Here is a 13,793-nt window from a genome sequence, read left to right as displayed (position 1 = left end):
CCGAATATGTCGCAGCGCTGCAAGCACGGGCCTTGCCGCACTCGTTAAGCTGCGCAACGGATGAGCACCTGTAAAGACATTGCGCTAGAGGTTCGCCAGTCGTTTTTGCAGATGCCCATTCATGGAAGGTGAATGTGACCTGAGTGTCTCGTCCAGCTTCACCCACCTGTCACCCTGTTTCCTCTGCCCGAGAATCAGGAACAGGGTGACGGATCGCCCCGAAAGGGGTTTTGCACGCGACGCTTCCATCAATAACAAGCCCAAGCGGAGTACCACAGATGGCGTTCTTCACCGCAGCCAGCAAAGCCGACTTCCAGCACCAACTGCAAGCGGCACTGGCGCAGCACATCAGTGAACAGGCACTGCCACAAGTGGCGCTGTTCGCTGAACAATTCTTCGGCATCATTTCCCTGGACGAGTTGACCCAGCGTCGGCTGTCCGACCTCGCTGGCTGTACCCTTTCTGCGTGGCGCCTGCTTGAGCGCTTCGATCACGCGCAACCACAGGTTCGCGTCTACAACCCTGATTACGAACGCCACGGCTGGCAGTCGACCCATACCGCGGTCGAAGTGCTGCACCACGACCTGCCATTCCTGGTGGACTCGGTGCGTACCGAGCTGAACCGTCGCGGCTACAGCATTCATACCTTGCAAACCACAGTGCTGAGCGTGCGTCGCGACAGCAAGGGCGAATTGCTGGAAATCCTGCCGAAAGGCACCCAGGGCGAAGGGATCCTGCAAGAATCCCTGATGTACCTGGAAATCGACCGTTGCGCGAACACGGCCGAACTGAACGTCCTGAGCAAAGAGCTGGAGCAGGTTCTCGGTGAAGTCCGCGTCGCGGTCGCCGATTTCGAGCCGATGAAAGCCAAGGTCCAGGAAATCCTGACCGGCCTGGACAACAGCCAGTTCGCTGTCGACGCTGAAGAAAAAGCCGAAATCAAAAGCTTCCTGGAATGGCTGGTGGGCAACCACTTCACGTTCCTGGGCTATGAAGAATTCGTGGTGCGTGATGAAGCCGACGGCGGCCACATCGTTTACGACCAGGATTCCTTCCTCGGCCTGACCAAACTGCTGCGCACCGGCCTGACCTACGATGACCTGCGCATCGAAGACTACGCCGTGAACTACCTGCGCGAACCGACCCTGCTGTCGTTCGCCAAGGCTGCACACCCAAGCCGCGTGCACCGTCCGGCTTACCCGGATTACGTATCGATCCGCGAGATCGACGCCGACGGCAAGGTCATCAAGGAATGCCGTTTCATGGGCCTGTACACCTCGTCGGTGTATGGCGAGAGCGTGCGGGTCATCCCGTACATCCGTCGCAAGGTCGAAGAGATCGAACGCCGCTCCGGCTTCCAGGCCAAGGCTCACCTGGGCAAGGAACTGGCGCAGGTGGTTGAAGTGCTGCCCCGTGATGACCTGTTCCAGACCCCGGTCGACGAGCTGTTCAGCACTGTGATGTCGATCGTGCAGATCCAGGAACGGAACAAGATCCGCGTGTTCCTGCGCAAAGACCCGTACGGTCGTTTCTGCTACTGCCTGGCCTACGTGCCGCGTGACATCTACTCCACCGAAGTGCGCCAGAAGATCCAGCAAGTGCTGATGGATCGCCTGAAAGCCTCGGACTGTGAGTTCTGGACATTCTTCTCCGAGTCCGTGCTGGCCCGCGTGCAACTGATTCTGCGCGTCGATCCGAAAAACCGTCTGGACATCGACCCGGTCCTGCTGGAAAAAGAAGTGGTACAAGCCTGCCGCAGCTGGCAGGACGACTACGCCAGCCTGGTCGTGGAAAGCTTCGGCGAAGCACACGGTACCAACGTGCTGGCGGATTTCCCGAAAGGCTTCCCGGCCGGTTACCGCGAGCGTTTCGCTGCGCATTCGGCCGTGGTCGACATGCAGCACCTGCTGAGCCTGAGCGAAAAAAACCCGTTGGTGATGAGCTTCTATCAGCCACTGGGCCAGGTATCCGGCCAGCGCGAGCTGCATTGCAAGCTGTACCACGCCGATACCCCGCTGGCACTGTCCGACGTGCTGCCGATCCTGGAAAACCTCGGCCTGCGCGTGCTGGGTGAGTTCCCGTATCGCCTGCGTCACACCAATGGCCGCGAGTTCTGGATTCACGACTTCGCGTTCACCGCCGCCGAAGGCCTGGAACTGGACATCCAGCAACTCAACGACACCCTGCAGGACGCTTTCGTCCACATCGTGCGCGGCGATGCCGAGAACGATGCGTTCAACCGTCTGGTGCTGACCGCCGGCCTGCCATGGCGTGATGTGGCGCTGCTGCGTGCCTACGCCCGCTACATGAAGCAGATTCGTCTGGGCTTCGACCTGGGTTACATCGCCAGTACCCTGAACAACCACACCGACATCGCTCGCGAACTGACCCGGTTGTTCAAGACCCGTTTCTACCTGGCGCGCAAGCTCACCAGCGATGATCTGGAAGACAAGCAGCAACGCCTGGAACACGCGATCCTGAGCGCGCTGGACGACGTCCAGGTGTTGAACGAAGACCGTATCCTGCGTCGCTACCTGGACCTGATCAAGGCGACCCTGCGGACCAACTTCTACCAGACCGATGCAAACGGGCACAACAAGTCCTACTTCAGCTTCAAGTTCAACCCGCACCAGATTCCAGAACTGCCGAAGCCGGTTCCGAAGTTCGAAATCTTCGTTTACTCGCCGCGCGTCGAAGGCGTGCACCTGCGCTTCGGCAACGTCGCTCGCGGTGGCCTGCGCTGGTCCGACCGTGAAGAAGACTTCCGTACCGAAGTCCTGGGCCTGGTAAAAGCCCAGCAAGTGAAGAACTCGGTCATCGTGCCAGTGGGCGCGAAGGGCGGCTTCCTGCCGCGTCGCCTGCCGCTGGGCGGCAGCCGTGACGAGATCGCGGCCGAGGGCATCGCCTGCTACCGCATCTTCATTTCGGGCCTGTTGGACATCACCGACAACCTGAAGGACGGCGCGCTGGTTCCGCCGGCCAACGTCGTGCGTCATGACGACGATGACCCGTACCTGGTGGTCGCTGCGGACAAGGGCACTGCAACCTTCTCCGACATCGCCAACGGCATCGCCATCGACTACGGCTTCTGGCTGGGTGATGCGTTCGCGTCCGGTGGTTCTGCCGGTTACGACCACAAGAAAATGGGCATCACCGCCAAGGGCGCGTGGGTGGGCGTACAACGTCACTTCCGCGAACGCGGCATCAATGTCCAGGAAGACAGCATCACCGTAGTGGGCGTCGGCGACATGGCCGGTGACGTGTTCGGTAACGGCTTGCTGATGTCCGACAAGCTGCAACTGGTCGCTGCGTTCAACCACCTGCACATCTTCATCGACCCGAACCCTGAGCCTGCGAACAGCTTCGCCGAGCGTCAGCGTCTGTTCGATCTGCCGCGTTCGGCATGGTCGGATTACGACACCAGCATCATGTCCGAAGGCGGCGGGATCTTCTCCCGTAGCGCGAAAAGCATCGCGATTTCCCCGCAGATGAAAGAGCGCTTCGACATTCAAGCGGACAAGCTGACTCCGACCGAACTGCTGAACGCCTTGCTCAAGGCGCCGGTAGACCTGTTGTGGAACGGCGGTATCGGCACCTACGTCAAAGCCAGCACCGAAAGCCACGCCGATGTCGGCGACAAGGCCAACGATGCGCTGCGCGTGAACGGTAACGAGCTGCGCTGCAAAGTCGTGGGCGAGGGCGGCAACCTCGGCATGACCCAGCTGGGTCGTGTCGAATTCGGCCTCAATGGCGGCGGTTCCAACACCGACTTCATCGACAACGCCGGTGGCGTGGACTGCTCCGACCACGAAGTGAACATCAAGATCCTGCTGAACGAAGTGGTTCAGGCCGGTGACATGACCGACAAGCAACGTAACCAGTTGCTGGCGAGCATGACCGACGAAGTCGGCAACCTGGTGCTGGGCAACAACTACAAGCAGACTCAGGCCCTGTCCCTGGCGGCACGCCGTGCGTTCGTACGGATTGCCGAATACAAGCGTCTGATGAACGATCTGGAAGGCCGCGGCAAGCTGGATCGCGCCATCGAGTTCCTGCCGTCGGAAGAAGCGATCAACGAGCGTCTTGCGGAAGGCCATGGCCTGACCCGTGCCGAGCTGTCGGTGCTGATCTCCTACAGCAAGATCGACCTCAAGGCGCAGTTGTTGGACTCCCGTGTGCCGGACGACGACTACCTGACGCGCGACATGGAAACCGCTTTCCCACCGAGCCTGGTGAGCAAGTTCTCCGAAGCCATGCGCCGTCACCGTCTGAAGCGTGAGATCGTCAGCACCCAGATCGCCAACGATCTGGTCAACCACATGGGCATCACCTTCGTTCAACGACTCAAAGAGTCGACCGGCATGAGCCCGGCGAACGTGGCCGGTGCCTACGTGATCGTGCGTGACATTTTCCATCTCCCGCACTGGTTCCGTCAGATCGAAGCCCTGGACTACCAGGTTTCCGCTGACGTTCAACTGGAGCTGATGGACGAACTGATGCGCCTGGGCCGTCGCGCTACGCGCTGGTTCCTGCGTGCCCGTCGCAACGAGCAGAACGCTGCCCGTGACGTCGCGCATTTCGGTCCGCATCTGAAAGAGTTGGGGCTCAAGCTCGACGAACTGCTGAGCGGCGAGATCCACGAGAACTGGCAGGCCCGCTACGAGGCGTACGTCGAAGCCGGCGTGCCGGAGTTGCTCGCACGCATGGTGGCTGGCACTTCGCACCTGTACACCCTGCTGCCGATCATCGAGGCCTCCGACGTGACCGGCCAAAACCCTGCGGACGTGGCCAAGGCCTACTTCGCCGTGGGCAGCGCGCTGGACATCACCTGGTACCTGCAACAGATCAGCGCTCTGCCGGTTGAAAACAACTGGCAGGCCCTGGCCCGTGAAGCGTTCCGCGATGACGTCGACTGGCAGCAACGTGCGATCACCATCTCCGTCCTGCAACAGGGCGACGGCACTCAGGACGTGGAAACTCGACTGGCGCTGTGGATGGAAGAGCACGTCGGCATGATCGATCGCTGGCGCGCCATGCTGGTGGAAATCCGTGCCGCGAGCGGCACTGATTACGCCATGTACGCGGTGGCCAACCGTGAACTGCTGGATCTGGCGTTGAGCGGGCAGGCGGTAGTGCCTGTTGCTGCCACTGTCAGTGCAGAACTGGAGCCCGCGGCCTGATCAGTCGCTGAATGAAAAAGCCCCGCATTGAGAGATGCGGGGCTTTTTTTCTGCTTTGGGTTTTGTGGTGTTTGATAAGGCCCCATCGCGAGCAGGTTCGCTCCCACATTGGAATGCATTTCAAATTGTGGGAGCGAACCTGCTCGCGACGGGGCCATTAGCCTTAATACAACTTACGACTTGAATTATTATCAATCATCGATACTTTATCTGTCGGCCCGGTCAATAAATTGCTGAGCGACTGGTCAAACTTCTGCAATGCCCGAACTTGCACATTTTGCTGTTCATTAATATCCGCCACGATCTCTTCGCTGCGTTTATAGTCCGCCCACACCGGGCTCAATGCTTTGGCATCGTGGCCTTGCGCAGTCCCGATGTAATTAAAGTTGGCATCATAAAAAACCGCACTCACATCGGCCTCGACGTCGGAACTGCGCGAGGTGATCAATTGGCTGCGGGTGTCGACAATCGCCACCATGTCCGGTTTCGCGACCTTGAGGCTTTGCATGTCCGGGTACACGGTTACCGAACCGAACTGACGTTGCAAGGATGCCTTGACCCAATCCACCGCCATGTCGGGCCTGGAGGTGGCAACGTAGGCATCATGAATCGGTTGCACCAGCAGACTCTGGCCGAAACCGGTGCCGGCATTCGCCTGGTAGTCCTGAAGATAGGCACGGTTGGTCTGAGTGTTGCGGCTGTAAACGATGCCCAGCGATACATGACTGCCGCTGGCGACATGGGTGGCGCTGCTGCGGCTGACGGGGTCGGTGAAGACACCGTCGAGTGAAGAAACGGCGGTTGGCGCGGTGGGAATTGAACATCCGGTTAAAACAGCGGTGATCGTCAAGGTACTGACAAGTGCAAGTTTCATGGGTGTTTCTCCAGTGAAACAACTTGAGTCGCCAAGTGTAAGTTGCCGAGCGAGTCGGCGGTGTTTTCAGACTAAACCTGTCGGTACTTAATGAAATAGCCAATAACCGCACTTATCAGGTGGCCAATAGTTTTTATTTGGTTTAAATCGTTTCGTTTAATTGCGTAGAGAAATAAAAAGGCCCGAACGTCAGATTCGGGCCTGTTTATTTATGGCTGTACGCTCAGCTATCAGTTTTCCAAGGGGATCAACACTTTCTCGTCGGGGGACAACACCATGAATACCAGGAGTTTGGCCGGCTTGGTCGCGCTGGCATTTTTCGAGACCAGATGCTCCGACCCGGCCGGTTCATACCAATACTCGCCGGCCTTGAAGGTTTTCGCTTGCTCGCCTTTCACCTGCGAAACGATCGATCCCGAAAGCACGTACGCCATGGCGGTACCTTCGTGTTTGTGGGCGATGGAGGATTGGCCGGGTTTGTAATCGACCTCGATCATCAGCGCCTTTTTGCCCGGGACGTTCTTGAGGACTTCGTCCTGCAGGATCGTGACTTTTTCCGAGGGGTCGTGGGCGAATGTCGAGGCAGATACGGTCAGGGCGAAGACGGCAAGCGGGGCAGCAAGTAAACGCAAAACTCTCATGATTCATCACCTGCGGTGGTTAGTTGTCAGGCACAACGTTAGTCCGGCAGTGACGGCAATCAAACAGCCAATTTGCGAGAAGGACAGGGGACCAATTGCGGGCTTTGATACGTGAAGATCCCGGCTTGCGGCTGCTCTTGCAGGGGTACCCATTGCCCTGCAGGAATGACCGTAAGCCGGGACCTGACTCTCTAGACGATAGGAAAGCTGTTGAAGTCGACGGCGTTGGCCAGTCGGCTGTCGATCAGACCGATGAAGCCTTGGACTTCAGGGCAGTTGAAATGCATCTGCATGGCCGCTTCCGATTGCCAGCGGGCGCTGACGTGCCAGCGGTTGCTGTCTTCGGGGCAGCGGTCGACCATATAGGATTCGCAGCCCGGTTGTTCACGCAGGGTTTCGACAATCTTTTGCAGTTGCCTGCCCAGTTCGTCCGAGCGGCCGGCGGCGGCCTGCACCTTTACGGTATTGATCACTTCGTTGGACATTGCTCACACTCCTGAATCAGGCCGGACGAATCCTGCTCATTGAGGGATAACGCTTATGCAGGATAGGCCCGCACCTTGGGACCGCCAATAGCCAATCGCCGGATAAAAACCCAGACCAATCTGTCAGGCGACTTGCTGCAAAATGTCCCGCAGACGGTCCAGGGCGGTGTCGATGTCGAGGGTTTCAATGGCGCCAAAGCCCATGAGAAGCCCGGCCCGTGGCGCTTGTTGGTAGTAGAAGTCCTCGATGGAATACAGTCCCACTTCAACCTTTTTCGCCAGTTCGATCACCAACGGCATATCGATAGGCACTTTGCACATAAGCACCATGTGAAACCCGGCGGTGCTTTGGATGGCTTCGAACCAAGGGGACAGGTCACCTGCCACACGCGTCAGGATTCGCTCGCGACGCCCGGCGTAGATCGTATGGCACCGGCGAATATGCTTGAGCAGGCAGCCTTCGGCGATGAACTTGGCCAGCGCCCACTGGGGCAGGGTGGAGGTATGCCGGTCGGTGAGTTGCTTGGCCTGGATCACGGCTTCGAGAATCGCTGGCGGCAAGATCGCATAACCGAGGCGCAACTCCGGCAGCAAGGTTTTCGAAAAGGTCCCGACGTAGGCGACGATTCCGCGCTCGTCCATGCTTTGCAGGGAGTCGGTGGGCCGCCCTTCATAGCGGAATTCGCTATCGTAATCGTCCTCGATGATGATCGCGCCGAGCTCGTAGGCGCGCTCCAGCAATGCCACTCGCCGCGCCTGGCTCATCGGCATGCCCAGCGGAAACTGATGTGACGGCGTGACATAAATCAGCTGCGTACCGAGCGGGATCTTGTCGACCTGAAGGCCTTCGGCGTCGACCGGCACGCCGATCACCGTGGCGCCGTGGGTACCAAACAGCAGGCGCGCGGGCGGGTAGCCGGGGTCTTCCATGGCGACGATGCTGCCGGGGCGAGTCATCACGCGGGAGATCAGGTCCAGCGCCTGTTGCGCGCCGTTGCACACCACCACGTCTTCGTCCTGACAGTTCACGCCACGGGAAAAGGCGATGTGCCGGGCGATCGCGTTACGCAGCGCCGGCAGGCCTTCTGGCAAACTGTAGAAGCCTTTGGAACCGGTCATCTTACGCAGCGCGTGGGAAGTGCAGCGCCGCCAATCGTCCTGTGGAAACTGGCCCTTGCTGGTGGCTCCTCCGATGAAGTCATAGCGCAGCGAGCCTTCCAGTGTCGGATGGCGCAAAAACACGGGCAGGTTGCGCCACGACTCGATGACTTCGGCGCTCGCCAATTGCGAATGGCTTTGCTTGGGCAATGCTTTTGCGGTCCGGGCATTGACGTAGGTGCCTTTGCCGATCACGCCGGTGAGGAAGTTTTCATACGTCAGTTGCGCGTAGGTGTCGGAAATGGTCTTGCGCGAGATGCCCAGCTGCTCGGCCAGCAATCGGCTGGGCGGCAGCTGCGTGCCGGCTGTCAGACGGCCGGATTCGATGGCGCTGCGCAGTTGGTTGTACAACTGGCCTGCCAGGTCCTTGCGGCCGTTGATGACAACATGAAGTTCCATACCGGCGGGGCTCCTAGGGGCGGTTGAGACGCGTGTGCGTCGCGTCAGATTACCCGCAAGCACCGCTGCGCAGAAGTTGCGTGGGTGAAAAACCGAGGATTGGCCTGTTGCCGGGTGGTCCACCGGAATTTCGCTGTATTGGATCTGTAACGCTTGCGCATCGGCGCCTAGTGTAAAAAGCATCAATCGATCCACGAGGCACGCCATGACTTCCCGTCTGGATTACTACAGCGCGTCGCCCAAAGCGATGAAAGCGATGATTGCCATGGAGGCGCTGACCAGTAACCTGAGCATCGAGCCGGCGCTGCTGCACCTGATCAAGATCCGCGCCTCCCAGCTCAATGGCTGCGCCTTTTGTACCGACATGCATTCGGTGGATGCGCGACGGCTCGGCGAGACCGACCGGCGCCTGTATTCAATCGTGGTCTGGCGCGACAGTGGCTTCTTCAACCCACGGGAACGTGCGGCGCTGGCCTGGACGGAGGCGGTGACCTTGCTCTCGCAAAGCCATGTGCCCGACGACGTCTACGCTCTGGCCCGGGAGCAGTTCAGTGAAAGCGAGATGGTCGACCTGACGATCGCCGTCACCACCATCAACAGCTGGAATCGCCTGGCGGTGAGTTTTCGCCAAACACCCAGCGTATGAAGCGGATGTCACACCAGGTTCATCATCGTTGCGCAGGATGAAGTTTTCAAAGGACATATCGACAGGGAGTCATCGATGTCATTCATGGAAACCACAGGGCGCCAAATCCCCGCCGGATACCGTTCGCCGGTAGCAACCACAGCGTCCTGGCGCACGCAAGCCATGGCGATCGATCCGCCACTGGCCCGGGCGTTCATGGTCAGTGCCCGCTGCGGCTGTTTCATGCAGGCAGCCCGCAGTCTCAACATCAAGGTCACCTTGCTGCGCAAGCAACTGGCACTGCTCGAAACGCAACTGCAATGTTCGCTGTTCAGCCATTGCGACAATGGCGTCACCCTCAGCCGTGAAGGTTTGCAGCTTCAGGCGCAGTTGATTGCGTTGGCTCATGAGCGCGATTTGCCGGTGATCGAACAACCGTTGGTGCGCCTGGCAGTGGCTGAATCGATCCTGCACGACATGCTTGGTCGCGACCTGGTGGCCTTGTTGCGCCGCAACGCCAGCGTACGCCTGGACATCATCACCCTCGACAGCGAACTGGCACTGCAAGCCGTCAGCGCCGATGTGGTGGTGTGGCTGGCTGGCACCGAATCGCCCCTGCCGGGCCCGAGCTTTGCGGTTAGCGAGCCCCGGCGCCTGGCGCGGCTTGATTACCTGCCGCATATCGCCAAGCGATACTCACGCACGGCGTCGCGTCCGGACAGCCTCGATGACCTCGCGGATTTCCTGTTGGTGCAATGGCAGTCTCACCGTCAGGTCGAGAGTTTCGTCCCGTGGAATGCCGTGGTGGACCAGCGCCTGGCCGGTGTCGTGCAGTTGCATTCCTATGAGCTGCTGCTGGAGATGATTCGCTGCAGTGCCTGCATCGGTTTGCTGCCCGGCTACATCAGCCGCTTTGACCGCGGTCTTATTGCGTTGCCGGGGCTGTTCGTCCAGCCGATGCAGCGTGCGGTGTGGATGGCGGTGAATGCGCAGTCCGAGGGCGAAGCGCAGGTGCAGATGATCGTCGAGCTGATCCAGAACACCTTCGAAGAGCGCCGGGAATGGTTTGAAGGCTGACACATCGGGTACTCGCCATGTTTGAAGTATGCGTTGTAGAGTGAGCGGCCATGTCTGTCTCAAGGATGAATCACCCATGCCCGTCACTGACGCTGTCGTCACCCTCGAACGCTTCAACGAAAGCCACATCGAAGGCATCACCGCGCTTTACAACGAGCCGGCCGTTACCCGGCAAGTGCTGCAAATGCCGTTTCAAACCACCGAGCTCTGGCGCAAACGCCTGGCGTCGGACAACGAACGCGAAATCAAACTGGTGGCGCTGCATCAGGGCCTGGTGATCGGCAGCATTGGCCTGGAGCAGTTTTCGCGGATCCGTCGCAGTCACGCCGGCAGCTTCGGCATGGGCGTTTTGCCAGGGTGGCAGAGCAAGGGCGTTGGCTCGAAGCTGCTGGCCACCGCGCTGGACATCGCCGACAACTGGATGAACCTGCAACGGGTCGAGCTTGCGGTGTACGCCGACAACGAAGCGGCCATCGGTTTGTATCGCAAGTTCGGCTTTGAAACCGAAGGCCTGTTTCGTGACTACGCGGTGCGTGACGGAAGGCTGGTGGACACCTTGAGCATGGCGCGCCTGCGTCGCACGCCCAAGGACGGTTGAGTGACTGCGCCAATGCGAGGCGCGAGTGTCCTGTGATGTGACCGTCTGTGCAATTGACTTGTACGCCCGGCGCCGGCATCTGCCATGCTCAAAGTCCGCAGCACGGTTTCAACCAAAGGAACACCGTAATGGACGATGTACAGCAACTGGGTGAAATGCTTCGCCACTACGCAGACAGCGAAGCGCACAAAAAACAACTGTTCGAGTCGCAGTCAGCCGTATGGGCGACGCGCATTGGCGAGCTGTTCGATCAGATCCAGCAATGGCTCGAACCGGTCCAGGCGCCCAACCTGCTGGAAGTGAGCCGTGAGGCCTACGTGGCCTCGGGGCCAAGCGTTCCGGTCGAGACGTCAACGTTCAAGACCGAGAAACTCGGCATCGTGATCGCCGGCAAACCGGTGGAGTTCGTACCGGATGTGATGGGCGCGGGCGGGCAGATTTCCCTGGCCGTGATGGGCCTGACCGCCGCGCGCTATGGCAGCATTTCTCTTGTGTGCCTGCCGCCTTCGAGCAACTGGCAGTGGCGCAAGACCAATGGCTTGAAAGACCCGGACACCTTTGCCTTCGATGCGAATTTCCTGGCGCAACAGTTGCAGAGCCTGATTCCACGCGATCGCGGCTAAACCCGATCCCCTGTGGCGAGGGAGCTTGCTCCCGCTGGGTCGCGAAGCGGCCCCAGATGCTTTGCGACTGCTTCGCAGCCGAGCGGGAGCAAGCGCCCTCGCCACACAAACCCGCTCCCACATTGGCTGGTGGTGATTCAGATTTCGAGGTTTAACCATCCCGGTTTCGGCTCTTCCGGCGCCACCGCTTTCACGACTTTCCCCGTCGCCAGTTCCACCCGCCGTGCCACCTCCGGGTCATCGGCAAACGGCATCAGGCTTGCCTCTTCCAGGCTCTGCGCCGTCTGCTGCTTCAGGCAGTACTCGACCGCCAGCCAAAGCCCCGCCACGCCTAAACCATTGAGTATCATCTCGATCATTTCCAGCTCCTCGCCTCAGGCAATCTGCGCTTCACGTTCTGCCATCGCCGCGTCGGAAACCCGCACGGTGCGCCAGGCGTTGTACGCCATCAGCAGCATGCCGCTGAGGAAGAACACGCCGCCGGCAAAACGCACCACAAATCCTGGATGGCTGGCCTGCAACGCTTCGACGAAGGAGTAGGTCAGCGTGCCGTCGTCGTTGATCGCGCGCCACATCAGCCCCTGGGTAATGCCGTTGACCCACATCGACGCGATGTACAACACGGTGCCAATGGTCGCCAGCCAGAAATGCAGATTGATCAGCGGCGTGCTGTACATCTGCTCGCGGCCGAAGACTTTCGGAATCATGTGGTAGACCGCACCGAAGGTGATCATCGCCACCCAACCGAGGGCGCCGGCGTGCACGTGGCCGATCGTCCAGTCGGTGTAGTGGGAGAGGGCGTTGACGGTCTTGATCGCCATCATCGGCCCTTCGAAGGTGGACATGCCGTAGAAGGCCAGCGACAGCACCAGGAAACGCAGGATCGGGTCGCTGCGCAACTTATGCCAGGCGCCCGACAGCGTCATCATGCCGTTGATCATCCCGCCCCAGCTCGGCGCCAGCAGGATCAATGACATTGCCATGCCGAGCGACTGCGCCCAGTCCGGCAACGCCGTGTAGTGCAAGTGGTGCGGACCGGCCCAGATGTACAGGGTGATCAGCGCCCAGAAATGCACGATGGACAAACGATACGAATACACCGGCCGCCCGACCTGCTTGGGCACAAAGTAATACATCATTCCGAGGAACCCGGTGGTCAGGAAGAAGCCCACCGCGTTGTGCCCGTACCACCACTGCACCATCGCATCGGTCGCCCCGGAATACACCGGATAGGACTTGAACCAGTCCACGGGAATCGACAGGTGATTGACCACGTGCAGCATGGCAATCACCACGATGAACGCGCCAAAGAACCAGTTGCCGACGTAGATGTGTCGGGTCTTGCGTTGCACCACGGAGGTGAAAAACACGATGGCGTAGGCCACCCAGACCACGGTCATCCACACCGCGCCGGAGAACTCGATCTCGGCGTATTCCTTGGTGGTGGTATAGCCCAGCGGCAGGGTGATCAGCATGACCACGATCACTGATTGCCAGCCCCAGAAAGTGAACGCGGCGAGGGTGTCCGAGTACAGCCGCACCTGGCAGGTACGCTGCACCGCGTAGTAACTGGCAGCGAACTGCGCGCTGCCGGCAAAGCCGAAAATCACCAGGCTGGTGTGCAGCGGACGCAAGCGGCCGAAGGTGGTCCACGGCAGGTCGAGGTTCATCTCGGGCCACACCAGTTGCGAGGCGATCCACACCCCCATCGCCATGCCCACGACGCCCCAGACAATGGTCGCCACGATGAATTGGCGGACGACCTTGTAGTTATAGGCCTGTCCGATTGTCGCTGTGCTCATGGTCAATGCTTCCACGGTTGCAAAGTCTTGCCAGGCCACCCGGACTGGCATGCCGTGAACTGTAGAAACCTGATCGAAAACAAAACAGATTCAGGAAAGCGTAATTTATACGGATCAGTTGCGAGAGCCTGCACTTGGCAGAGTGGACAGTATCGGTGGATGGAATCCAGAAGTTTAATAAACCCCGGTCGGGGATTCGTACGATTGGACATCGTTGGGGAAATGCTGAAACGACCCCTGTAATGTGAAGGCTGATATGGTTTTTTCGCCGCTTTCTGAATCTGTAATGTTTTCCCGGCGCCCCTCATAGTCGCCTCATCGAGAACGAGCC

General features: G+C 59.6%; 11 protein-coding genes. 5 read left to right on the top strand and 6 right to left on the bottom strand.

All coding sequences use genetic code 11. The features are described from left to right. The first annotated feature begins 278 nt into the window (after nucleotides 1-278). The gene (locus ACM1ZW_RS26320) at nucleotides 279-5,180 is read left to right on the top strand and encodes an NAD-glutamate dehydrogenase (RefSeq protein WP_017338464.1); all 4,902 of its coding nucleotides are present in this window, start codon (nucleotides 279-281) and stop codon (nucleotides 5,178-5,180) included. A gap of 163 nt (nucleotides 5,181-5,343) precedes the next feature. On the opposite strand, the gene ACM1ZW_RS26315 is transcribed toward ACM1ZW_RS26320, so the two are convergent. The 4 genes from ACM1ZW_RS26315 to ACM1ZW_RS26300 form a co-directional block, all read right to left on the bottom strand. Next, the gene (locus ACM1ZW_RS26315; RefSeq protein WP_017338465.1) at nucleotides 5,344-6,054 is read right to left on the bottom strand and encodes a hypothetical protein; all 711 of its coding nucleotides are present in this window, start codon (nucleotides 6,052-6,054) and stop codon (nucleotides 5,344-5,346) included. 230 nt (nucleotides 6,055-6,284) lie between these two features. After that, on the bottom strand, nucleotides 6,285-6,695 hold the full coding sequence (locus tag ACM1ZW_RS26310) for a cupin domain-containing protein (RefSeq protein WP_414878248.1): 411 nt from the start codon (nucleotides 6,693-6,695) through the stop codon (nucleotides 6,285-6,287). 191 nt (nucleotides 6,696-6,886) lie between these two features. Beyond that, nucleotides 6,887-7,180 carry a putative quinol monooxygenase gene (locus ACM1ZW_RS26305; protein ID WP_414878247.1) on the bottom strand — a complete coding sequence of 98 codons (294 nt, stop codon included), beginning with the start codon at nucleotides 7,178-7,180 and terminating at the stop codon, nucleotides 6,887-6,889. Nucleotides 7,181-7,303: 123 nt separating this feature from the next. Continuing rightward, nucleotides 7,304-8,737, bottom strand: coding sequence for a PLP-dependent aminotransferase family protein (locus ACM1ZW_RS26300; protein ID WP_416739684.1), 1,434 nt, complete (start codon nucleotides 8,735-8,737; stop codon nucleotides 7,304-7,306). Nucleotides 8,738-8,942: 205 nt separating this feature from the next. Here ACM1ZW_RS26300 and ACM1ZW_RS26295 point away from each other — a divergent pair, with 205 nt between their 5' ends. The 4 genes from ACM1ZW_RS26295 to ACM1ZW_RS26280 all read left to right on the top strand — a co-directional run bounded on the left by ACM1ZW_RS26295 (nucleotide 8,943) and on the right by ACM1ZW_RS26280 (nucleotide 11,660). Continuing rightward, on the top strand, nucleotides 8,943-9,383 hold the full coding sequence (locus tag ACM1ZW_RS26295; RefSeq protein ID WP_017338469.1) for a carboxymuconolactone decarboxylase family protein: 441 nt from the start codon (nucleotides 8,943-8,945) through the stop codon (nucleotides 9,381-9,383). A 75-nt stretch (nucleotides 9,384-9,458) separates the two neighbouring features. Then, complete coding sequence (locus tag ACM1ZW_RS26290) at nucleotides 9,459-10,439, top strand: LysR substrate-binding domain-containing protein (protein ID WP_416739683.1); 981 nt, start codon at nucleotides 9,459-9,461, stop codon at nucleotides 10,437-10,439. A 76-nt stretch (nucleotides 10,440-10,515) separates the two neighbouring features. Next, on the top strand, nucleotides 10,516-11,037 hold the full coding sequence (locus ACM1ZW_RS26285; RefSeq protein WP_416739682.1) for a GNAT family N-acetyltransferase: 522 nt from the start codon (nucleotides 10,516-10,518) through the stop codon (nucleotides 11,035-11,037). A gap of 128 nt (nucleotides 11,038-11,165) precedes the next feature. After that, nucleotides 11,166-11,660, top strand: a complete 495-nt coding sequence (locus ACM1ZW_RS26280; protein ID WP_017338472.1) for a hypothetical protein — start codon at nucleotides 11,166-11,168, stop codon at nucleotides 11,658-11,660. A 137-nt stretch (nucleotides 11,661-11,797) separates the two neighbouring features. Here the strand turns inward: ACM1ZW_RS26280 and ACM1ZW_RS26275 are convergent, their stop codons facing one another. Further along, entirely contained in the window at nucleotides 11,798-12,019 is a 222-nt protein-coding gene (locus tag ACM1ZW_RS26275) for a hypothetical protein (RefSeq protein ID WP_017338473.1), read from the bottom strand. Between the two features lie 15 nt (nucleotides 12,020-12,034). Next, nucleotides 12,035-13,462 (bottom strand): cytochrome-c oxidase, cbb3-type subunit I, encoded by a 1,428-nt coding sequence (gene ccoN / locus ACM1ZW_RS26270; RefSeq protein WP_416739681.1) that lies wholly within the window; start codon nucleotides 13,460-13,462, stop codon nucleotides 12,035-12,037. Nucleotides 13,463-13,793: the final 331 nt, after the last annotated feature.

It is taken from the genome of Pseudomonas sp. NFX71 (assembly GCF_048079215.1).
Lineage (GTDB): Bacteria > Pseudomonadota > Gammaproteobacteria > Pseudomonadales > Pseudomonadaceae > Aquipseudomonas > Aquipseudomonas fluorescens_B.
The sequence above is the reverse complement of the archived record's forward strand: the minus strand, read 5'-3'. Positions and strand labels throughout refer to the sequence as shown.